General features: G+C 43.7%; 16 protein-coding genes. 3 read left to right on the forward strand and 13 right to left on the reverse strand.

Features of this window, described 5'->3' with window-relative positions:
• The first annotated feature begins 302 nt into the window (after positions 1 to 302).
• Positions 303 to 1,592: an ATP-binding protein gene (locus MSWH1_RS11355; protein WP_048128618.1), complete on the forward strand. Its 1,290-nt coding sequence runs from the start codon at positions 303 to 305 to the stop codon at positions 1,590 to 1,592.
• Positions 1,593 to 2,074: 482 nt separating this feature from the next.
• Here MSWH1_RS11355 and MSWH1_RS11360 read toward each other — a convergent pair whose 3' ends face one another.
• Positions 2,075 to 2,386, reverse strand: a complete 312-nt coding sequence (locus MSWH1_RS11360; RefSeq protein WP_048128621.1) for a protease inhibitor I42 family protein — start codon at positions 2,384 to 2,386, stop codon at positions 2,075 to 2,077.
• 190 nt (positions 2,387 to 2,576) lie between these two features.
• On the opposite strand from MSWH1_RS11360, the gene MSWH1_RS11365 reads away from it, so the two are divergent.
• On the forward strand, positions 2,577 to 2,840 hold the full coding sequence (locus MSWH1_RS11365) for a hypothetical protein (protein WP_048128623.1): 264 nt from the start codon (positions 2,577 to 2,579) through the stop codon (positions 2,838 to 2,840).
• Between the two features lie 714 nt (positions 2,841 to 3,554).
• Here MSWH1_RS11365 and MSWH1_RS19685 read toward each other — a convergent pair.
• The 6 genes from MSWH1_RS19685 to MSWH1_RS11395 form a co-directional block, all read right to left on the reverse strand.
• Positions 3,555 to 3,887 (reverse strand): hypothetical protein, encoded by a 333-nt coding sequence (locus MSWH1_RS19685; protein WP_052722756.1) that lies wholly within the window; start codon positions 3,885 to 3,887, stop codon positions 3,555 to 3,557.
• Positions 3,888 to 4,925: 1,038 nt separating this feature from the next.
• Positions 4,926 to 7,766: a DNA gyrase subunit A gene (gene gyrA, locus MSWH1_RS11375; RefSeq protein ID WP_048128625.1), complete on the reverse strand. Its 2,841-nt coding sequence runs from the start codon at positions 7,764 to 7,766 to the stop codon at positions 4,926 to 4,928.
• 11 nt (positions 7,767 to 7,777) lie between these two features.
• The gene (gene gyrB / locus MSWH1_RS11380) at positions 7,778 to 9,682 is read right to left on the reverse strand and encodes a DNA topoisomerase (ATP-hydrolyzing) subunit B (RefSeq protein ID WP_048128626.1); all 1,905 of its coding nucleotides are present in this window, start codon (positions 9,680 to 9,682) and stop codon (positions 7,778 to 7,780) included.
• Positions 9,683 to 10,441: 759 nt separating this feature from the next.
• Complete coding sequence (locus tag MSWH1_RS11385; protein ID WP_048128628.1) at positions 10,442 to 11,551, reverse strand: DNA topoisomerase IV subunit A; 1,110 nt, start codon at positions 11,549 to 11,551, stop codon at positions 10,442 to 10,444.
• 1 nt (position 11,552) lies between these two features.
• Positions 11,553 to 13,418, reverse strand: coding sequence for a DNA topoisomerase VI subunit B (locus MSWH1_RS11390; protein ID WP_048128630.1), 1,866 nt, complete (start codon positions 13,416 to 13,418; stop codon positions 11,553 to 11,555).
• A 263-nt stretch (positions 13,419 to 13,681) separates the two neighbouring features.
• Entirely contained in the window at positions 13,682 to 13,894 is a 213-nt protein-coding gene (locus tag MSWH1_RS11395; RefSeq protein WP_082088121.1) for an Lrp/AsnC ligand binding domain-containing protein, read from the reverse strand.
• Between the two features lie 275 nt (positions 13,895 to 14,169).
• On the opposite strand from MSWH1_RS11395, the gene MSWH1_RS20885 reads away from it, so the two are divergent.
• Positions 14,170 to 14,460 (forward strand): transposase, encoded by a 291-nt coding sequence (locus tag MSWH1_RS20885; protein WP_369798602.1) that lies wholly within the window; start codon positions 14,170 to 14,172, stop codon positions 14,458 to 14,460.
• Here MSWH1_RS20885 and MSWH1_RS11405 read toward each other — a convergent pair.
• From MSWH1_RS11405 to MSWH1_RS11430, 6 genes are all read right to left on the reverse strand, one after another.
• The gene (locus tag MSWH1_RS11405; protein WP_048128634.1) at positions 14,457 to 14,645 is read right to left on the reverse strand and encodes a hypothetical protein; all 189 of its coding nucleotides are present in this window, start codon (positions 14,643 to 14,645) and stop codon (positions 14,457 to 14,459) included. The two genes, MSWH1_RS20885 and MSWH1_RS11405, sit on opposite strands and share 4 nt — an antisense overlap.
• A gap of 586 nt (positions 14,646 to 15,231) precedes the next feature.
• Positions 15,232 to 15,801, reverse strand: coding sequence for an RPA family protein (locus MSWH1_RS11410; RefSeq protein WP_048128638.1), 570 nt, complete (start codon positions 15,799 to 15,801; stop codon positions 15,232 to 15,234).
• Positions 15,802 to 17,019, reverse strand: a complete 1,218-nt coding sequence (locus MSWH1_RS11415) for a replication protein A (RefSeq protein WP_231591751.1) — start codon at positions 17,017 to 17,019, stop codon at positions 15,802 to 15,804.
• 500 nt (positions 17,020 to 17,519) lie between these two features.
• Positions 17,520 to 19,358, reverse strand: a complete 1,839-nt coding sequence (locus MSWH1_RS11420; protein ID WP_048128642.1) for a cation:proton antiporter — start codon at positions 19,356 to 19,358, stop codon at positions 17,520 to 17,522.
• A 267-nt stretch (positions 19,359 to 19,625) separates the two neighbouring features.
• On the reverse strand, positions 19,626 to 20,240 hold the full coding sequence (locus MSWH1_RS11425; protein ID WP_048128644.1) for an ABC transporter permease: 615 nt from the start codon (positions 20,238 to 20,240) through the stop codon (positions 19,626 to 19,628).
• Entirely contained in the window at positions 20,231 to 20,800 is a 570-nt protein-coding gene (locus tag MSWH1_RS11430) for an ABC transporter permease (RefSeq protein WP_231585483.1), read from the reverse strand. The genes MSWH1_RS11425 and MSWH1_RS11430 overlap by 10 nt, the downstream gene beginning before the upstream one ends.
• Positions 20,801 to 20,939: the final 139 nt, after the last annotated feature.

Consider the following 20,939-nt stretch of genomic DNA (forward strand, 5'->3'; position numbering starts at 1 on the left):
AAAATCCTTCAAAACAAACCGGTACCCGACCAGTTCAAAAACCTATTCAAAAAACCCGCCCCCAAAAATAAGTTTTCCGCCCGGCACCCCTCCAAACTAAAAGCCCGCCACCGGAAATTTTCACACATTTTTTCACTCCAACGGAAGCTGGCTGATTTTATCAGAAATTACAGGCCAGAGGGAAATGATCCGAATTTAGATGTCCATTTTTAAACCTTACATTACAATTTAATATTAGTTTATAAATAATGGTAAAATGCCAACGAAAGCTATATAAACTAACTTACAAATATCTAACTTATATGGAGAAAAGTCAGCTTCGCCAGGTAATAATTGACCAGCAGGCCTCTTTCAGGAAAGAGGAGGAGCTTGTTTTCCGGGACGTTGAGCTTGAGAGATACCTCAAGGGGGATGAAATCGTTATCATCTCGGGGATCAGGCGGTGTGGGAAGAGTTCGCTTTTGAAGTTGATAGCCGGACAGCTTGAGGGAGTTAAGTTTTATGTGGACTTCGATGATATCCGGCTTTCGGATTTTGAGGTCAGGAATTATCAGGATTTGCAGGACCTGGTGATTGAGCTTTATGGGAAGGAGATGGAAAAGAGTGAGACGGAGCAGGTGTATTATTTTTTTGATGAGATACAGAACGTTCCGCTCTGGGAAAGGTGGTTGAACAACCTCTACAAAGAAGGCAAAAAGGTATTTGCCACGGGTTCGAATTCTCAGCTCCTCAGTTCGGAAATATCTACCTTCCTGACAGGGAGAAACAAAGTGCTCAAGCTCTTTCCTTTTTCCTTCAGGGAATTCCTCCGCCTGAAGGGGACCGGAATTACAGAAGAAGAACTCAAATCTGACCTGCTTACCAGTTCTCAAAAAGCTGTCTTATTCAGGAATTTCCTGGAATACTTCGAAAATGGAGGTTTTCCACTTGTCCTGAAGAACGGAGATCTCGAACTCACCAGGGGGTATTTTGAAGATATCCTCAACAAAGACATTCTGGTCCGTTACAATATAAAAGAAGTGGGAGCTCTCAAAGACCTGATACTGTTTCTGCTTTCTAATGTGGGCAGAGTGTATTCCTATTCCACATTAAGAAGCATAAGCGGGATAAAGAGTTTAAGCACGATCAAAAACTACCTTGATTATTTCCAGAATGTGTTTTTGCTTTATCAGCTCCCAAGGTTTGACTATTCCCTCAAAAAGCAGAAAATTTCACCTTCCAAGATCTATGCTATAGACAATAGTTTTCTGAAGACAGTAGCTTTCAATTTCTCCGAGAATAAAGGACAAAGGCTGGAAAACCTTGTCTTTGTCGAATTGGCTAGAAGAGAGAAAGAAGTGTACTACCATTCCGGGAAAAAAGAATGTGATTTTGTGCTAAGAGAAGGGCTGCGGATTAGTGAGGCAATTCAGGTTTCAGTAGACCTTAACACTCCGGAAACAAAGAAGAGGGAAATTGAAGGAATCACAGAGGCCATTACAGCATATAAACTGGACAAAGGGCTTATCCTGACGCTTGAAGAGGAAGACACACTGGAAGTAGACGGAAAAAAAATCTTGATAAAACCAGTGTGGAAATGGTTACTTGAGTGAAAAATCCATTCCGTATTTCTTGAAACATCTCGAATGGATGAGGCTATCTAAGTGTGCCTGCTAAATAAGCTTCCATCTCCGCAGTCGCGTATGGTACCCCGTTTTTAAGAAGCATCGAAAGTCGAAACTCAAACCCAACCCTGAATTCAGAAAATCCTGTAAAACAAACCGGTATCCGACATATTCAAAAATCGATTCAAAAAAACCGCCCCTAAAAATAAGTTCCCCGCCCGGCACCCCTCCAGACTGAAAACCCGCCACCGGCAATTCACATCTATTTGCTCTACCAGGTTCCCAGGTTTGACTACTCATTGAAAAAAATAAAAGGTATCGTCTTCAAAGATTTATACCATTGACAAAGGTTTCCTGAAGACGGTGGCATTCAATAACAGGTCGAAAATTAGTCACTTAAACTGAATGCAAAAAAGATTTAATAGTTGTATCAAAAAAGGAAAGAAAAATAGTAAAATGAAGCCATCTAATCATTCTACTATAACAAATCTTTGTTGCATAACAGTGGATTCCAGAATATCAAGAGGATGAGAGAACTTTACACTGTGGAAACTAATTTTGCCTTTACCTTTCTTAACCGCAACAAACTTGAACTTGCTGGTTCCTCCGCTTCCTGGCACGATGGGCTCATCGGGTATATATTCAGACTCCACAAAATAAACACAACTTGGCATCTCTGACAGTAAGCAGCTATAGCCAGTTGAAGGGTTCGAGGGTATTGAAATATCGAATATTTCTCCAATTTTCGTATTAATTGGCGGTAATAAATCCACTTTTTGCATTCATTTATTCCTCCTTTACATTGACTCTCTCACCGTTGTTGAGGTAACAACTGTAGACAACAATACATTAGAAGATTTATTTGTATGAGAGGATCAGAACTTAGAATGTAAGTCCAGGTATATATTACTTTCTAACATTTAATAATATATTATAATGTTAGAAGACGTTAGAGCCGAATTCAAATAAAATGTGACAATTTGTTATGAAAATTGCATAAGAAAGTTTGGAGAAGAATCGGCAATTGATGCTCTTAGAAAGAACAAGGACTGTGAAAACGAGACTCTAAGGCTAATAATTGCAGATATCCTTTATGAAGTTGAGACATGGAATCCCCCGGAAACGGTCGAAGAAGTCGAAGAATCATTGGAAGAAAACTTTGAACCCACGGAGGTAAAAAAACGCTGGAACAATAGAATTGGAAACATGCGTCTTCAGTTAAGTGAAAAATCGTGATAAATTGCTTCCACTTTCACAACAGCTGTCAAATATTTGATTTTATTGTAGGCTAGAACAGGGTGTCGATTTCATATAAATAGGCCAAAACGAAGGTAGGCTTCCGGTTAAAAATCGATAGCTTTCGGGCAAAAAAATTCCTTAACCGATGAATAATGGAATTGGAAGAGAAAAACGCCTAACGAATAGAGTTTACGGAATTTATAGACCAGAGGAAGATGATCCGAATTTAGATCTCATTTTTAAACTTTACATTGAAATTTAACATTCAGTTATAAATACTTGTAAAACTCCAGCGAAAGCATATATAAATTCAAAAAAGCGGGCTTAGAGGATCAGGTACTGAAAATAAGGGGCAAAAAGTAGCTTCCAAATACAATCCCACTTGATATAGCCCATAGAAATCGTAAATAGTTCCTGATAAAAAAGAACTATTTTATGTAGTAAAGGTAGTTAAAAAATTGTATCAACAGATTAGAGTTACGGATGATATTTTCTAGAGAACTTATATGATTGGGAGTAATGATATTATCATACTCATTGACTTTTGAGATCCAGACACAGATCATTTCAAAATGAAAATGAGTAATACTCAAACAGGAAAAACAGATCCTGGAAGTAGAATTGAAAAGCATAAGCAACGGCAGAAGTGCCCTTCTTTCAGGATATTATTAACAAACCCACCACTACCACAAAAAGTAACTAAAAACAAACCTATGTTCCACATTCCTTCAAGATAGGGGGGTCAAGACGCCGGATATCCCTCCTCAATAGCTTTATTCCGGCAGGAAATTTGAGTGAAGGATTATTTTCCTTCATCCAGATTTCATATTCAGTCTTCTTCAATCTCATCTTCTTCAACTTCCCCTGTTCTTCAAGTTCTTCAAGCTCTTCAAGTTCTTCAAGTTCTTCAAGTTCTTCAAGTTCTTCAAGTTCTTCAAGTTCTTCAAGTTCCTCAAGCTCTTCAAACTCTTCGATTTCCTCTACTTCTTCTTCCTCTATTTCCTCATCTACTCCTTCAGCTTTTCTGGCTATGAAGACAGTCACTTACAGTTACTTTTTGTCTTCATCTTCGACTTTGATCCTGACCATACCTGCGACTTTGTCCCCGGGCTTGATGTTCATTATCTGTATTCTTTGGGTGTTTCTGCCCTGTTGAACATCATTTTGTCACCTTAGGATACGGATTTGAAGTTGGAGACTAAGCTGTTTAGATTAAAACCAAAAACAGATTCTATAGGATAATGCATTTTTCAACAAATAAACCTCTTGAACGATTTCTTTATTCACTTTATGGACTCTGTAGACGTATAACACCTCGTTTTTAAGAAGCATCAAAAATCAAACCGACCCTAAATTAAGAAATCTAGCAAAACAAACCGATACCCGATCTGTCCAAAAATCGATTCAAAAAAGTGACCCTGCAAAATAAGTTTCCCACCCGGCCCCCCTCCGAACTGGAAGTCCACCATCGGAAATTTTTCATGCAATTTATCACTCTGGTGAAACCTGGATAATTTTTATCAGAAATTACAGACCAGAGGGAAAAAACCAGAAGTAATATTTCATCTTTAAACCATACATTGCCATTTCACATTTATTTATAAACACATGTAAAATGTCAGCGAAAGCCTATATAAATTCCAAAATATGGGTCATGAGAGTTAATTACTGAAAAAGCATTAGCAAGAGAAGTCAGTATATTTAAGTAAAAATCTAAATCAAATGATCAGAATTACGAATAATATATCCCTTGTAGTTTATATAATTAGGGGTAATATATCGTTTATACTCATTTTATTGAGATCTAGACATCCATCTCAATAGGAGAATGAGTATGTTTAAACAGGAAAAATAAGGTTGTGGGAGTAGAATTGAACAAAATCATAAGAAACGGCAGACGTGTCCTTTTTGCAGGATTTGATCAATAATACCTCACTACCGCACGGAGAGACTGCAAAAAATAAATAAGTCTCCCTCCCTCCCCTCCTGACTGAAGACCTGCCGCCGGAAATTAAACCCCAAAATTTATACTCCGGCGGCAATTTGAGTGAAGGATTATTTTCCTTCACCCATGTTATTTATTCAGTCTTCTTGGTTTTCTTCTGCCTCAGCTGCCTCTTCTACCTCTTTTTCTTCAATCTTATCTTCTTCAATCTCGTCTTCTTTGACTTCCTCTGATTCTTCTATGTCTTCAAGTTCTTCAAGCTCTTCGACTTCGTCTTCTTCAGCCTCTATTTCAGATTCTGGATTTTCTGCATTTCGGGCTATGAGAGCCGTGAGTTTAAGCTGTTTTTCGTCTTCGTCTTCGACTTTGATCCTGGCCATCCCTACGACTTTGTCCCCGGGTTTGAGGTTCATTATCCGTACACCCTGGGTATTTCTGCCATGGATGGAGATGCCTTTTGCCGGGATACGAATGATTATGCCTTCTGCGCTCGTAAACATCAGTTCATCATCTTCAGCTACGGATTTAACGTTCGAGACCGAGCCGTTCCTGAGGTTTGTGATGATTGTAATCACGCCTTTTCCACCGCGACGGTGCGCAGGGTACTGAGAGTATTCCGTCCTTTTGCCAAAGCCTTTTTCGGTTACGGTCAGGAGAGTTGTGGTTTCGTCAACAAGGTCTGTGCTGACCACCTCGTCGTCAGGACCGTCAAGGGTCATGCCGCGGACTCCTCTTGCAGTCCTGCCCATCGGACGGACGTCTTTTTCGGAGAAGCGGATTGCTTTGCCTTTCTTTGAAACCATCACAACTTCCTGTTTTCCGTCAGTAAGGAGGACTTTCACAAGCTCGTCACCCTCATCCAGGCTGACTGCGATGATACCGGCTTTCCGGGGGTTCCTGAACTCAGAAAGCGGGGTCTTCTTGATCGTTCCCGCCCTTGTTGCCATAAGGAGGTATTTGTCTTTGGCAAACTCTTTTACAGGGATCATTGCATTGACCATTTCGCCTTCCTGAAGCTCCAGCAGGTTTACTATTGCTTTGCCTCTCGACTGGCGGGAGCCTTCAGGGATCTCATAAACCTTCTGCCAGTAGAGCCTGCCCCGGTTTGTAAAGAAGAGGATATAGTTGTGGGTTGAAGAAACGAAGAGGTTTTCCACAAAGTCTTCTTCCTTCGTTTCCATGCCAATAATCCCTCTACCTCCGCGGCGCTGCATGGTATAGGTGTCAAGAGGAATGCGCTTTACGTAGCCACTATTTGTGATTGTGACCACGACATCCTCTTCCGGGATCAGGTCTTCATCAGTCACATCTTCTGTGTACTGCACAATCTTTGTCCTGCGGACATCCCCGTACTTTCCCCTGATCTCAAGGAGTTCAGTCCTGATAATTTCGTACTTGATCTCATCGCTTTCCAGGATCTTCCTGAGTTTGGCGATCAGTTTTACGAGACTTTCCAGTTCCTCAAGGATTTTCTGTGTCTCAAGCCCTGTCAGGCGCTGCAGGCGCATTTCCAGAATAGCTTTTGCCTGAACCTCTTCAAAGCCGAAATTATCAATCAAACCCTGTTTTGCTTCATCACCGTTTGCAGAGCCCTTAATCAGGGCAACCACTGCGTCTATATTGTCAAGGGCAATCCTTAACCCTTCAAGGATATGGGCTCTTTCTTCACTCTTCTTCAGGTCGTAGAGCGTCCGTTTCTGGATGATTTCCATCCTGTACTCTAGGTAAATCTCCAGAAGTTGTTTCAGGTTAAGCTCTTTGGGTTTTCCATCCACAAGGGCAAGGTTGATGATCCCGAAAGTGGTCTCCATCTGGGTGTGCTTGTAGAGCTGGTTTAAGATAACATTGGCATTTACGCCCCTTGAAAGCTCGACTACAACCCTTATTCCTTCCCTGTCAGACTCATCCCGCAGATCGGAAATTCCGACAATTACCTTTTCCCTGGCAAGCTGGGCAATGTTTTCAATCAGCCTTGCCTTGTTCACCTGGTAAGGAAGTTCGGTTACTATAATCTGCTGCCTGTCTTTTTTAAGCTCCTGAATTTCGGCAACTGCCCTGATCTTTACCGGGCCTCTTCCGGTTGTGTATGCAGACCTTATACCTGCTGTCCCGAGGATATGCGCACCTGTAGGAAAATCCGGACCCTTTACCACGGTCATCAGTTCCGAAACCGGTGTTTCCGGGTTTTCAATAAGCATAAGGATCCCATCAATGACTTCACTTATGTTGTGGGGAGCCATATTCGTTGCCATTCCGACGGCAATTCCGGTTGACCCGTTGATAAGGAGATTTGGAAGCTTTGCTGGGAGGATTTCCGGCTCTTCCATAGACCCGTCATAATTAGGCCTAAAGGGGACGGTTTCCTTATCAATGTCAGCCAGCATCTCTTCTGCAATCCTGTCCATACGGACTTCGGTGTATCGCATGGCTGCAGCCTCGTCCCCATCAATGGACCCGAAGTTTCCCTGCCCATCGATCAGAGGATAACGCAGCGAAAAATCCTGCACCATTCTTACGATACTATCGTATACGGCAGTGTCTCCGTGAGGGTGGTATTTACCGAGCACGTCACCCACCACACGGGCAGACTTCTTGTAGGGCTTGTCATGGGTAATCCCGGCTTCTTTCATTGCAAAAAGGATTCTGCGGTGGACCGGTTTTAAACCATCCCGGGCATCGGGAAGTGCCCTTCCGACGATTACGCTCATTGCATAGTTGATGTAAGAGCGTTTCATCTCATCTTCGATAAGAATGCCAGTAACCCCACTTATCTCTGGTTCTGGCCCTTCGTCCTCAGGCTCTTCCGAAGAGGGGTCTGAAACGGTTAGTTCGAGTTTTTTGCCTGGCTCTTCATGTGTAAGGGCGGCTGAACCTTCCCTATTTTCCGGCTTTTCATCGTTCTCTTCCGGAATAAGGGTAGCCTGATAAGAGATTTTCATTTCAGCTTCTGATTTATTTTCTTCTTCGTATTTTGCCATTTTTAGCCACCTCAGATATCCAGGTCCACAACCTCTTTTGCGTGCGTTTCTATGAAGTTCCTGCGTGGCTCAACCTCGTCTCCCATAAGAATTCTAAAGATCTCATCAGCCCGGATAGCATCTTCCAGGGTTACCTGTAAAAGAGTCCGGCTCTCAGGGTTCATGGTGGTTTCCCAGAGCTGTTCGGGGTTCATTTCTCCAAGCCCTTTGTAGCGCTGGATTGTAAGTCCTTTTTCCCCGATTTCTTTTTTCTTTGCTTCGAGTTCCCTGTCTGAGTGTATGTAGTGCTCAACTTTGCCTTTCTTTATGCGGTAGAGAGGAGGCTGAGCAATGTAAACGTATCCCGCATCAATCAGAGGTCTCATGTAGCGGAAGAACAGCGTAAGAAGAAGAGTCCTGATGTGTGCTCCATCTACATCGGCATCAGTCATGAGGATGATCTTATGGTAGCGGGCGTTTTCCAGGGAAAAGTCCGCGCTAACCCCTGTCCCTATGGCTGTAACCAGAGAAACAATCTCGTTATTTTTCAGAATCTTTGCAAGCCTGGATTTTTCCACGTTCAGGATCTTGCCTCTGAGAGGTAAAATCGCCTGAAAACCACGGTCTCTACCCTGTTTTGCCGAACCGCCTGCAGAATTTCCTTCAACGATATAAATCTCACAGGCTGCAGGGTTCTTCTCCGAGCAGTCCGCAAGTTTTCCGGGTAGGGTGCTGACTTCGAGTGCATTCTTTCTGCGGGTGAGTTCCCTTGCTTTTTTTGCAGCTTCCCTGGCTCTCTGGGCAAGGAGAGCTTTTTCAAGGATGACGTTTGCAACCTTAGGATTCTCCTCAAAGTATTCCGCAAGCCCGTCTGTTACAAGGGAATCAACTATCCCCTTGACATCACTGTTTCCAAGCCTTGTCTTGGTCTGCCCCTCAAACTGAGGTTCCATAAGTTTGACGCTGATGATCGCAGTCAGCCCTTCCCTTACGTCGTCTCCGGTCAGTTTCACGTCTTCTTTGGAGAGCTTATTAGCTTTTATATAATCGTTTGCGACCCTTGTAAGAGCGGTCTTGAAACCGATAATATGCGTCCCACCCTCATGGGTGTTGATATTGTTTGCAAAAGAGTACACGTTTTCAGTGTAGCTGTTTGTATACTGCATCGCAATTTCTACGACCATATCATCTCTTTGCCGTTCGAAATATATCGGTTTTTCGTGGAGGAACTGCTTTTTCTTGTTCAGGTACTCCACAAATTCCACAATTCCTCCACTATAAGTGAAGGTCTCTGACTGTCCTTCAGGACTTCTTAAGTCCTTCAGGCTTATTGTGAGGCCCCGGTTAAGAAAAGCCAGTTCCCTGAGCCTGTTTGAGAGAATATCATACTGGAAGTCTGTGGTCTCAAAGATTTTTGCATCGGGTTTGAAAGTAGTTTTTGTACCTGTGAGATCTGAAGTTCCAATTTCCTGAACATCAGCCTCTGGCTTTCCACGAACATAGCGCTGGAAATACTTCTTTCCGTCTCTGCTAACTTCTACTTCCAGCAATTCCGAAAGGGCATTTACAACCGAAACCCCTACTCCATGCAGTCCCCCGGAAACTTTGTAGGTATTCTTATCGAACTTTCCTCCGGCATGCAGAACAGTCATAACGACTTCGAGAGCTGATTTCTTGTGAAATGGATGGGGGTCGATGGGGATACCTCTCCCATTGTCCAGGACCATTACGCTTCCATCGGGATTGATCGTGACATCGACCCTGGTACAGAAGCCTGCAAGGGCTTCATCAATACTGTTGTCTACAACTTCATAGACTAGGTGGTGGAGCCCGCGGCCATCCGTGCTCCCTATGTACATGCTTGGGCGTTTTCGGACAGCTTCCAGGCCTTCAAGTACCTGGATGCGCGAAGCGTCATAAACCTGTTTATCACTCATCTTGGTGTATTCTCCATAAAAATCTGGTAAAGTTATTAATTTGGAATCTCATGACATGTTATACATTTTTTAAAACTCGTAGGAAAAATCTGTTCAAAATAGAACCTTAGAAATCGTGTCAATTCTCTAAGCCTTCACCATTTATTAAGTATTTTTTATATAAATCAATTATGTTTCTACCATGAATCAGATTCAATATGCGCTCATACATTTTAAGCCTTTAGATCAGCCGCATATTTCACCTGATTTTTCTATCCGGATTCCCTCCAAATAGGCTATTTTTAGCATAATTTTACGTCCAGGTATACCCTTTTAAGACTAATTTTTTAATATGTCTGTGGTTGAAATAAATACTTGCTGTTAAACAGAGAAAAAACCGGTTTTTTCCAGGTAGTCAGAGCATAACTTGCGGCATTTCAGAAGTCTCGAAAAGTATTTTTGGAACATAATTCTGGTTCTATTTTTCGGAACAGATCGGTCAAACAATGGACCTTCCAAAAATAAGCTGTTGATATTTTGATACTCGATTTTACCGGCGTCGCTCAGATTGTACTTTAGTTTCTCAAAGCCCACAGGTTCCAGTCGGCGAGAAGCGAGGGACTAACAAACTGAAAGACGTCATTAAGGCCTCCACGTAAATAAAATCAACTGATTAACTTCGAACAACCAGAACCATCTACCGTTTTTTAAACAGCCGACCTGCCGTATTTCGTGGAGTGTTTTTCAGTCCCCTCTACTGCTATGTCCACTCGATATCTCTCAAACCATGCCCAATTCTTTCAGCCGATTAGGGAGATATACCTCGGTTACAAAGTCCAGACCTTTTCCTGCGAAAGCCTGCTGTTCAGCCTTTTTGCCTATATCGAGCTGGAGCTTTATCTGCTCTTTCCAGTAATCAGACTCAAAGCGGGGGTCGGAAAGTTCACTACGAAGCGCACTTACATCCTGTTCGGTGAGCTTATCAGTTGAGAGTTCATACTCCACGATGTCCGAAGGCTGGAGCCCCAGAAATTTGGCTGCCGGGGTTGCCATAAATTCAGAGAGATGAGCGCTTTTTATAGCTCCGTAGGCAACAGATGCGTAGATCCTGTAAGACCAGGGGTCACCGTCAGTAAAAACTGCTATAGGAATCCCCAATTCCTCGTTCATCCGCTTGATCATCCTGCGGGTCGACCGGGCAGGCTGGCCCTTCAAGTGGACAAGAATTGCATTATAAGCTTCATCAAACCCGTTTTCCATCAGCCGTGCATACATACCACCGGTCTCTATGGCTATAATCATGCTTGCGTCGTGATTCTTAAACTCAATGTTTTCCACATTGAAGGGGATCTGGTATCCTCCTTCCCCTACATCCTTCTGGCAGTGTATATTACGCACTCCGCGCTTTGTCTGTTCCGAGATTTCAATCGGCCCGAACATCGTAGCCCCGTCTTCCTCAGGGCGCATGTGGAAATACTCCCTCTGGAGACTGGTCAGGAGTTCCAGGTCTTCGATCAGGCGGTCGCTTTCAGCCTGTTCCTTGAATTTTGCAGCGTCCCAGCCCTCGGAGATGTAGTAAAGTTCTCGAAGTGTTGAGCCGCGGTTCTGGGCAAGGTGTTCGTTTATGAGAAAATCGGTAGCATAAGTAGTTTTCAGGAGCTGGAATGCACCTTTTACGGTCTTTGCACTCCTTTCACTTTCCCTGGTTCCGTAGACCCATACATCGCTCTCATCAGAATATTCTATGTTCGCCTTGGTCCGACTGGGAAGGCTGACGCTAGGGACAATCTCATCTTCAAACTGGTTGTAGATCTTTTCTGCAAGCCCGAGCAGCCTTTCCTTTGCCAGGGCATCTCCCTGTCTCGTTTTGCTATTTGATTCTCTTGCCATTTTAAACACCTTTAAAAGCTTTTGCCCCGGTTACCAGTTCTTCTTCAATCCCTTCTACAATCAGTTGAGGAAGCTTTCGGAGTTCTTCTTCGGTTGCAGACTCAATTTTATAGTTGAGTACTTTAGAAGACCCTCCAGCTGCCGATATCTCCCAGATGTAATCGTAATCATTGCCCATGGTCACAATCTTTGGCTCCGGCTTTGCCCCGTCAATTTTGCAGGGAAGCATTTCGTGCACCCTGAAAGAATAAGCTGAGGTTCCGAAATTCTTGACCTTTATAGCCACATCTGCAGTCCCGTCTCCATTGTATTTAACTTTCCTGTGCACAAGCAGGTTTCCCATGATATTTGCAACAACCGGATTTATGTCAGGGACGTCCTTTTCCAAGATATTTGCAACCTTTTCTGCCATTTTCGGAAGTACCTTTGTAATGATAATTTCTTTTTCCCTGCGTTTCTTGAGGTTGCTCTGCTTGCTCAGGTAATGCTTGAGTTTTCTTGCAACCTCTTTGATTGCAAGGTCCACTTCTTCTTTAATGACAGGAATGTCTGCGATCGCATCCTTTGATTCAGAGGTGAAGGGCACGTTAATAGAAGCAACGTGGATCAGGAGGAGGACCGGACCTATAGGAATCCCTCCTCCAGGCTGGTTTAAGCCGTACTGCTTCCATTTTATGTCTTCGACGGCATGTGTGGTCACACACCCTCCCTGCTGGTAAAGCAGAGGCACACGGTTTGCAAACCGCATGATACTGATCTTTTCTTCTTTAGGAAGGTTCCCCCCATATGCAAGCCCGACTTCCACTACAAAGGGATTTCCGGAATATACAGAGGGTTTCCGCGTGCTTGTGGCAATGAAGTCCACGTTTGTCTCTTTCTCAAGCCCCCGATAGATCAGCTCTTCCCCTATCGGGGAAAGACAGTCCGTCGGAGGGGCCATGATCTTTACCTTCTCAAAAGCCTCGATTAGTTTTCTTGCTTCATGGCGGCCCAGGACATGGGGATCGATTTCGGGGTCAAGCCCGGACGCCTTGCAGATTTCCTCGGCAGTGAGCAGCCCAATCTTACAAAAAGAGTAGCGGAGGAAAGGGGCAAGTTTCTGACGCTCCGTATAATGAAGCATTTTCATAAGAGTTCCCAGTTCGATCCCTTCGGGATGAGGTAGAATTTCTTCTGCAGGTTCAGGCATTTTATCCGTAGCCCTTTCAAAGACCTCCTCATTGCCATCAGGGTCGATAAGAGTTATCCTTGCATGGGGATTTACAATTGCAGTGGCTTTAAGGTATTCATAAATGGACTGCCTTCTCCCTTTTACGTAGGCAGCCTTCATCTCCAGTTCAATCTGGGTCCCATGGGGGCGGAACCAGTCCCGGATCTCGTCAATCAGGATATCAGGCTCGTTGGTACTGGTATTGATCATGAGCTCGTAATAGTGAGCAGGAGCCGTTGAGCTGGTTTTGGAGAGGATTTTTGTGTGCCTGCCTGCAGTCATCTGAGCATAGAGCACGGCTGCCGAAATTCCTATCCCCTGCTGCCCCCTGCTTTGCTTGAGGGCATGGAACCTTGAACCATAGAGCAGCTTTGCAAAGACTTTGGGGATCTGTTCTCTTACGATTCCCGGCCCGTTGTCTTCAATGATAACGGTTACATAGTCAGTCCCTGTTCTCTCAACCTGAACAAGGATATCCGGGAGGATTCCAGCTTCCTCACAGGCATCCAGGGAGTTATCCACGGCTTCTTTTACGGTTGTTATAAGGCTTCGAGGCGCTGAATCAAAACCCAGAATCTGCCTGTTCTTTTCAAAAAATTCTGCTACACTTATTGATTTCTGTTTTTTGGCGAGTTCTTCTGCAATGGGGATTTCCATGGACTTTTACCTCAGGGCTGAAAAATTGATCTGATGCTTAAAACAAATCCGGTGTTTAAAACAAATCCGGTGTTTAAAAGGATATTATGTTATTTCTATCCGGAGAGTTTTACGACAGTTTTTCAAAGCAAGATACTCTGTCTAAAGCAGGAGTTCTTTCTTAATAAAAGTGCAAGGTAATAAATGTTAGCGCCCGCTAAAAAAGATAGCGATTCTTCCGGCTCTTTTCTGCCGGAATCTCATGCTTTCAGGCGCCTGGGAACTCAGAGTTCCGCACCGATAATTGTCTGGGTTGCGGTTACAGTCTCGCTTTCCCTGATTTTGTCGACCACGGCATTGAGGATGCTCAGGTCTTTAACGTCTATAATTACGACAAAGTCGTACTCTCCGAAAACATGGTAAGCTTCCTTGATTCCTTCTATATTCTTCATTTCCCTGTATGCTGCTTTTTCGTAGCCTGGCAGCACGTTTATCATTGTAACTCCTATGACCAAAGTGTAAAACCCATCCTTTTCTAGTTTTTATTACAATTATTACAGTTAAATGTTTTGGCATCAAGGTTTAAGTGTGATCAAAAAGATAACACATATGATAGTTTCTTTTGATTATATTTGATTATATTTAACTCTAAGGCGGGAAGTCCCCTTCCTCGGAGCGTAAGCGACAGGTGGGAAATGAAAGCCGTCAACTTCTACAAAACAACAGTAATATAAATTTTTATATTTATAATTGCATCAATATAACAATAACTATGCAGAATAAACTGGATCTTGGAAATCATTCTGTGTATTCGCTCCATTATCATTTCATTCAGTGTGTGAAATATAGAAGAAAAGCTCTAACGAATCCTTTAGTTGTTGATGTTCTCAAAATAAAAATCCATAGCATAAGTGAAACATTTGATGTTGAACAATGTAGATGCCTCTATAATTTCGCTTTAGCTGAAAGAAAAGAAGCGTGGAAAACTGAACAAAGAAGTGTGAAATATATGCTACAAATCTGTGCACCGGTTTATCCACACACGCACTCGTACACTATTTAGCGCATGTTCGTGGTGCAGATCATCTCGACAATTATACCGTCTTTGAGAAATGTGACCTCCCCGGCGCTTCGCGGTATGCGGATGTCTACCTGTTTTCTTACCCTGTCGGCAGAACCTAATTTCTGCCCAATATATATTCCCACCATGTAAAAGAAGTCATCCTGAGCTTTATATATACCTTTCAAAATACCGCATCTTCTGCCCTCGTGTAATTATATAAGTATTTAAGCAAATTGTACTGATATTTACAAAAATAGCAATTATTGTGATGTTTTGAAGTTATAGTAGCGGGCTGTGCTACGCATACCGAACAAGTATATGGGGTGAGATCAGAAATAGGAATGCGAGTAAACCTTCATACCATGTATTCCTTCATACCATGTATCAGGATCTGGTTTCTGCGTTCAAAGATCCTGCGTGGTAAATTCCATTCGGGCGGCGCTCTCAGAGTCATCTTCTTCCCGCCCGGTGCCATACATCCAGATAAATACAGACCGTAAGCTCGTTGAAGAATTGCCAGACTCTATGAGCACAGAGCTGTAACATGTTAAAGAAACAAAGAGTTTCCTAAGTTAAAAGCGTGAATTCAGAGTAAAAAATCCCTGAATTTCACGGCTACTTAATTACGGCTACTTAATTACGGCTACTTAATTACGGCTACTTAATTACGGCTACTTAATTACGGCTACTTAATTACGGCTACTTAATTACGGCTACTTAATTACGGCTACTTAATTACGGCTACTTAATTACAGCTACTTGTTACAATTTTTAGGCATTGTCTTTAAGGGACTCAAGAGCTTTTTTAACCATTTCACGGTAAATCTCGGTATCAGTGGAATAGTGCTCCTTTGCAAGCTTTGAGTTAGAATCTTCCTGTGCCTCAACTGCCCTTATCCTCTCAAGCGTCTGCTTTGCAGTATCGAGTACCCACAGATTTCGGGTCAGCTCATCTACCTGCTGTATAGATTCAGGACGGATAGAGGTCAGGACATTTCCATCGTCGGTGGTATAGGTGCTGGTTTTACCGATGACCGCTACGAAAGCAGGCAGTTCGCACTCTTCAAGGAACTGGGCGGCTTCTGGCTGGTACTGCCCTGCATAGACTAAGAAGGAACCTGTTGGATCGGAAACCCTGCCTCTCCAGTATTCGGAGTCGGTACCGATATCCTCCTTTTCGATAAGAGTCCCCACAATAAAGATGCGGTTAACCTTTGCCCCTGTTGGAGTAAAGAGATACTGAGGGGCATACTGGTCACTTTCATCCCTGGATGTGAGGTTTGAGTCTTTCAGTTCCTGGGAAAAAACTCTGCGTGATACTTCTCTAAAAAAGCCTGTCATTTACTCCACCTCCAGTTCAGCAAGCAATTCATCAAGGAGTTCCCTGTCCAGAGAACTCCTTGGAGTAATGGAATCCACAAGGATATAGCGGTCAAGCCTGTGTCCACTAACAGTATAATACTTGCCAACAAGCTCGTGTTTCAATTTATCCAGTACAACTCCGGGATCAAGGGCATCTGCGGCCATTGCAATGGCACTGTCAAGAGAGATCCCAGCAAGCTCTTCGGTAAGCTCCCGGTTAATCAGGGAGTCCTGGGTGGAAGTCCCCGAATCAAGGACTGCCTTTATCCGGAGGTCATACTCTCCTTTGACCTTTCCGTGCTCTGCACAAGCGCCTTTAACCAGGGCCCGTTTACACTCAGGACACCGTTTTATAAGTCCGGAACCTGTCTGAATGTCAATCATTGCCCCGAAATATGTAAAAGCAGAAGTCCCCACTTCGATGTCTTCATCAAGTGTTTCTATGGAGCTTGACCTGTTAAGCTGAACCTGAACCTTGCCGTTCCACTCATTAACGACCACATTTTTCAGCATGTAACTTTTGCCTTCTTCCATATCAGGAAGTTCGGAGCTTGCCCAGTTAGTGAATTTAATAACACCGGTTTCATCCCCTATAAGCCCTGCCTGTTCTATCGACTCATGGGAGTTTTCCCAGAGCTGGACCACTTTTCCTCTTACTGTAGCCCACTGGTTCCCCACAAGGTCAGCAATATTCCGGAGTTCGGCCTCTCTTGCTGAAGGAATGAAATCCCCGCCTCCTAATTCAATGGGCTCGGAGAGCTTCTCTATGGAACTGTTTTTGTTAACCTGGACCTGGAACCTGGCGTTGTATTCCCCAACAACGACACTCCTGAGAAGGTAGCTCTCTCCCTGTTCGAGGGAAGGAAGTTCGGCATTTTTCCAGATGGTAAACTTTATGATTCCAGTTTCATCTCCAAGAAGCCCAACCTGAGATATGGATTCATGAGTATTTTCCCAGAGCTGAACAACCTTTGCCTTAAGGTTTGCCCACTGCCCATTCTCCGTAATATCCACAATTTTGGTGAGCTGGGGTTCAGCCTGTCTTACATAAAACTCATTTTTAGGAATGGAATACTTCTTCAAAAAATAGTTTGTTACGCTGCGCTGTGCCTCATTTGAAGGCACTTTGAACTTTGTAATCAACTCGTCGAGTCTGCTTTCGATGTCCTCAACAGGCACATCGATGCCAAGTTTCATAAACCGGTCTCTAATGGATTCAGCAGTCTGTTTCATCTTTAATCTACCTCAAGCCTCATGGTTATCATCATCTTATTGAGAGGCATTCTAAAGTACCACAGCAGAGAATATAAAGTTGAGTGAAGCGGGGTGAAAGTATTCAACTGACAGGAAGCGGCTGCCCTGAAAAAGCCCTGCCTTAGTGAATTGCAAAGCCCTAAAAATCACTTGTCTTCCCCTTATCTCTGCTTCGGATTAGCCTCAAAGTTTTTTATATACTTTTTACTGATAGGTTATGTAATCGGATAGTTACTTAAATTGTACAATATCAGTAGACCTTTCGTTTTAGATTGCCAATAACCATCCAATAATCTGTCCACAAGACGCTTTGTAATAAGAAATGTTTTGTAGTGTTGATCACACTGTTCGTAACACCAGTTACCTTATAAAAAATTTATTTAAGTAACTTTAGAATAGATTGTTTTTTAATATTGATATATCTTGGGATGTAGGACTTAGAATTATTTGTGAAGTATGCCCGCAGTCCGTTTGGCTGCATCTCCTTCCCCAATAACGGTTACGATATCCTCATATTCGAGCACAAGGCTCCCGTGGGCGATAATAGAATCATTGCCCCGCTGAACCATAACCAGAAGACTCTTTTCAGGGAACTGGATATCCTTAATGGCTTTCCCGATTACCTTGGGATTCGTGACCTTGACTTCCATCATGTCCCCTTCACCACCTACCTCGCACATAGAGAAGAGATGATGCCTTCCAATCATGTTCTCAAGCACCACTGCAGTCGTTGTGGCCGGGCTCATTGCGCGGATGCCCAGATTCCAGAAAGCCTGGAGGTTTTCTATCTCGTTTACCCTGGCTACCAGCTGGTCACCCCTGAATCCGAAAGAAGCTTTAGCAATCTGGCAGAAGAGAAGGTTCGTGTTGTCCTGATTGGTTGTTGCAACCACATATTTGGCATTCTCTATTCCTGCTTTTTTCAGGACATTTACGTCCCCTCCATCACCCTGGACAATCCGGACCCCGAGTTCCATGCATTTCTTGCAATTGGCCTCGGAAATGTCCACAACAACTACATTTTCTCCTCTTTTGTCAAAACGTTCGGCAAGAATCCTGCCTACCTTTCCTCCACCAATAATAAGAATTTCCATAGGGATTACCTCCAGTAACTCTGCCACTTTTTTTGACAGACTGCCACTCATGAAGACCGTGATGATAACCGTAAGGAAGACAAGTCCAACAAGGGCCTGCCCTCCCTGAATGCCCATCGAATCGAGCTTGATTGCAAAATAGGTTGCAACCGAAGTCGGCACAACGCCCCTGGGCCCAATAAAGGAAATGAAAAGTTTCTCATTCGTACTGATCTGCGAGTTCCACATCGAAACGAAGACTGCAACCGGGCGGATAAAGAATACGAGAAGGAGTACAAGGACTATCCCGTTTACCCCTATTCTCTGGATATCTTCGAATTTAAGCATTGCCGCAAGCAGGATAAAAATCAGGGAGAGCATCACAATCACAATGTCACTCTTGAATTCCTTGATCGTGTCCTTGTAAGGGAATTCTGAAGTCCCAAGGATTATCCCGAAAATGGCTACCGCCAGAATCCCGGACTCGTTGCCCAGGTATTCTGAAAGGACAAAACAGGCAAATACTGCAGTCAGAGAAACCAGCCTTGCGGTCCGATTGCTAATCGCCGTCCCCCGAGTAAAGAACCAGCGAAGGGCAAACCCACTCAAAGACCCCAGTACAATTCCGATCCCCAATCTGTAAAGGATAAAGATCACAGCATCAATCCCGGAAAGTTCTGCTGCAATCCATTCGAAGACCATGGCTGCAAGGATCACACTGGCAGCGTCATTCAGGACCCCTTCGAGTTCCAGGATCTTACCAAGCCTGTGGCTAATCTGGATATTCCTTACAATGGGAACTATTACTGTCGGTCCTGTTGCCGTGATAAGGGCTCCGAAAAGGGCGGCGATTTCGAGAGGGATCCCTATCAAAAGGCTGGTCAAAATCGTGGTTCCCAGGAAGGCCACAATGACCCCTATTGTTGTCAGCTTCAGAACACTTTCCTGAACCATCCTTATATGCTTCAGGTCAATGTGAAGCCCCCCATCAAAGACAATCACGGATACCGAGATTGCCACGATGGCGCTTAACCCCTCGATATAGAGGGCAGGGTCCAGCAGATTAAGGACCTCGGGCCCTACAATGACTCCTTCGATCAACAGGAAAATAATAAAAGGAATCCGGAAATAGCAGCTGAGGGCCTGTGCGACAAGGGACATAATAAGCACGGCAACCACCAGCCCAAGTAGGAGTATCGGATCAAGCATGAGATTCCCTGTAATGCTGCATTAACTTATAAAAAATGATTAGTAAACATTCGAGATAAATTGAATGGAGAGATATTTTAAGGTTATATTGCTAAAAAAGCACAAAATGTTTGACATTGTATACATTATCACACAATTGTTTTATATAAGTTTGACTCCTGACTGTTAACTTTTGAAAATAGTTCTCCGGATAACTCTTAATAGATATAATATATATAGGAAAAATCCGGAACATTTTAACCTTCATTTTAAACATTATATATAAGATTATATTTTAAGGTATTCCGGGATCAAGCGGCGTTCCAGCACTGAGAAGGCAAAATCTAGGAAAAGGGCTATGCCTATGATCGGCAGGGTTCCTGCCAGAATTTTGGTAGTATTGAAATTTGTAAGCCCTTCAAAAATCATGGACCCCAGACCTCCTCCGCCTATAAGGGCTGTCAGGACTGCAATACTGTTGGCGAGGATGGCGGCAAATTTTATTCCGGCAAATATGGCAGGGTATGCATTTGGGAGCCTCACATACCTGATAACCTGAAATTCTGTCAACCCTACTCCTTTTGCGGACTCGATCAGCGAAGGATCCACATTAAAAAGTCCTATATAGGTGTTTTTAATGAGCGGAAGCAGTACCCTCAACATTATGGCGATAACCGCAGGGATAAAGCCAATCCCTATAAGGGGCACAACCACAGCTACAACCGCAAAACTGGGGACTGCCTGAACAAGGTTGGAAAACCTCATGACAAATGAGGCCAGCTTTGCATTGTACAGGGAAAGAAGTATCAGAGGGATAGAAACAAGAGCTCCGATAAGAAGAGCGGTATAAGCAAGAAAAAGGTGCTCAAGCGTAGCCTTAAGGATTTCTGCAATTATGACCATGTCCCATACCTCGCTTTAAGAGTGCTTTCTACTATACCTGCACCTCCGTCCAGGAGTACCGCAAGTAGCCCCACCCAGGCTCCGGTGATAAGAATTGTTCCCATATCGTAGAGCTGAATTCCGTTCTGAAGGGCAGCCCCAAGCCCACCTGCCGCAATCAGCCCTCCAAGGGTTACGACTCCCATTGTAAACACTACTGCAATCCTTATGCCTCCTGCGATCAGGGGAAGGGACAGGGGGAAACGAACTTTGAAGAGAATATCCCCCTGTGTCAGGCCCAGGGCTTCGGCAATCTCTATATATTCCCTCGGCACGTTCGAAAGACCTGTGTATGTATTTCGGGCAATCGGAAGAATGGAATAAAGGACAGAAGCCACGATTGTTGGCTTAGTGCCTATCCCGAATATAGGGAGCAGAAGGACCAGCAGAGCCACATCGGGAACTGTTTCTACTACGTTTAAGCCGTTCAGGACAGGGACTGCAAGTTTCTGGTTCCTGTAAGTAAAGATTCCAATCAGCACACCTATAAGAATAGAAAAGAAGAGAGCAACTAAAAACATGTGGAGGTGCTCAAGTGTGCGTTGAGAGAGCAGCTGAGTGTTCCAAACTCTTATTATTTCCGCAGTAAGCTCATTAAAATCTTCAATTATCAGATAATCACCTTTCGCTAATCAGATAATCACCTTTCGCTAATCAGAC

Source organism: Methanosarcina sp. WH1, assembly GCF_000970005.1.
Classification (GTDB): domain Archaea; phylum Halobacteriota; class Methanosarcinia; order Methanosarcinales; family Methanosarcinaceae; genus Methanosarcina.

What these genes read in the sequence shown, in the direction of transcription:
- MSWH1_RS11355 (WP_048128618.1), top strand. Translation starts at nt 303, where the DNA reads ATGGAGAAAAGTCAGCTTCGCCAGGTAATAATTGACCAGCAGGCCTCT.
- MSWH1_RS11360 (WP_048128621.1), bottom strand. Translation starts at nt 2,386, where the DNA reads ATGCAAAAAGTGGATTTATTACCGCCAATTAATACGAAAATTGGAGAA.
- gyrA (WP_048128625.1), bottom strand. Translation starts at nt 7,766, where the DNA reads ATGGCAAAATACGAAGAAGAAAATAAATCAGAAGCTGAAATGAAAATC.
- gyrB (WP_048128626.1), bottom strand. Translation starts at nt 9,682, where the DNA reads ATGAGTGATAAACAGGTTTATGACGCTTCGCGCATCCAGGTACTTGAA.
- MSWH1_RS11385 (WP_048128628.1), bottom strand. Translation starts at nt 11,551, where the DNA reads ATGGCAAGAGAATCAAATAGCAAAACGAGACAGGGAGATGCCCTGGCA.
- MSWH1_RS11390 (WP_048128630.1), bottom strand. Translation starts at nt 13,418, where the DNA reads ATGGAAATCCCCATTGCAGAAGAACTCGCCAAAAAACAGAAATCAATA.
- MSWH1_RS11395 (WP_082088121.1), bottom strand. Translation starts at nt 13,894, where the DNA reads ATGATAAACGTGCTGCCAGGCTACGAAAAAGCAGCATACAGGGAAATG.
- MSWH1_RS20885 (WP_369798602.1), top strand. Translation starts at nt 14,170, where the DNA reads ATGCAGAATAAACTGGATCTTGGAAATCATTCTGTGTATTCGCTCCAT.
- MSWH1_RS11410 (WP_048128638.1), bottom strand. Translation starts at nt 15,801, where the DNA reads ATGACAGGCTTTTTTAGAGAAGTATCACGCAGAGTTTTTTCCCAGGAA.
- MSWH1_RS11415 (WP_231591751.1), bottom strand. Translation starts at nt 17,019, where the DNA reads ATGAAACTTGGCATCGATGTGCCTGTTGAGGACATCGAAAGCAGACTC.
- MSWH1_RS11420 (WP_048128642.1), bottom strand. Translation starts at nt 19,358, where the DNA reads ATGCTTGATCCGATACTCCTACTTGGGCTGGTGGTTGCCGTGCTTATT.
- MSWH1_RS11425 (WP_048128644.1), bottom strand. Translation starts at nt 20,240, where the DNA reads ATGGTCATAATTGCAGAAATCCTTAAGGCTACGCTTGAGCACCTTTTT.
- MSWH1_RS11430 (WP_231585483.1), bottom strand. Translation starts at nt 20,800, where the DNA reads ATGTTTTTAGTTGCTCTCTTCTTTTCTATTCTTATAGGTGTGCTGATT.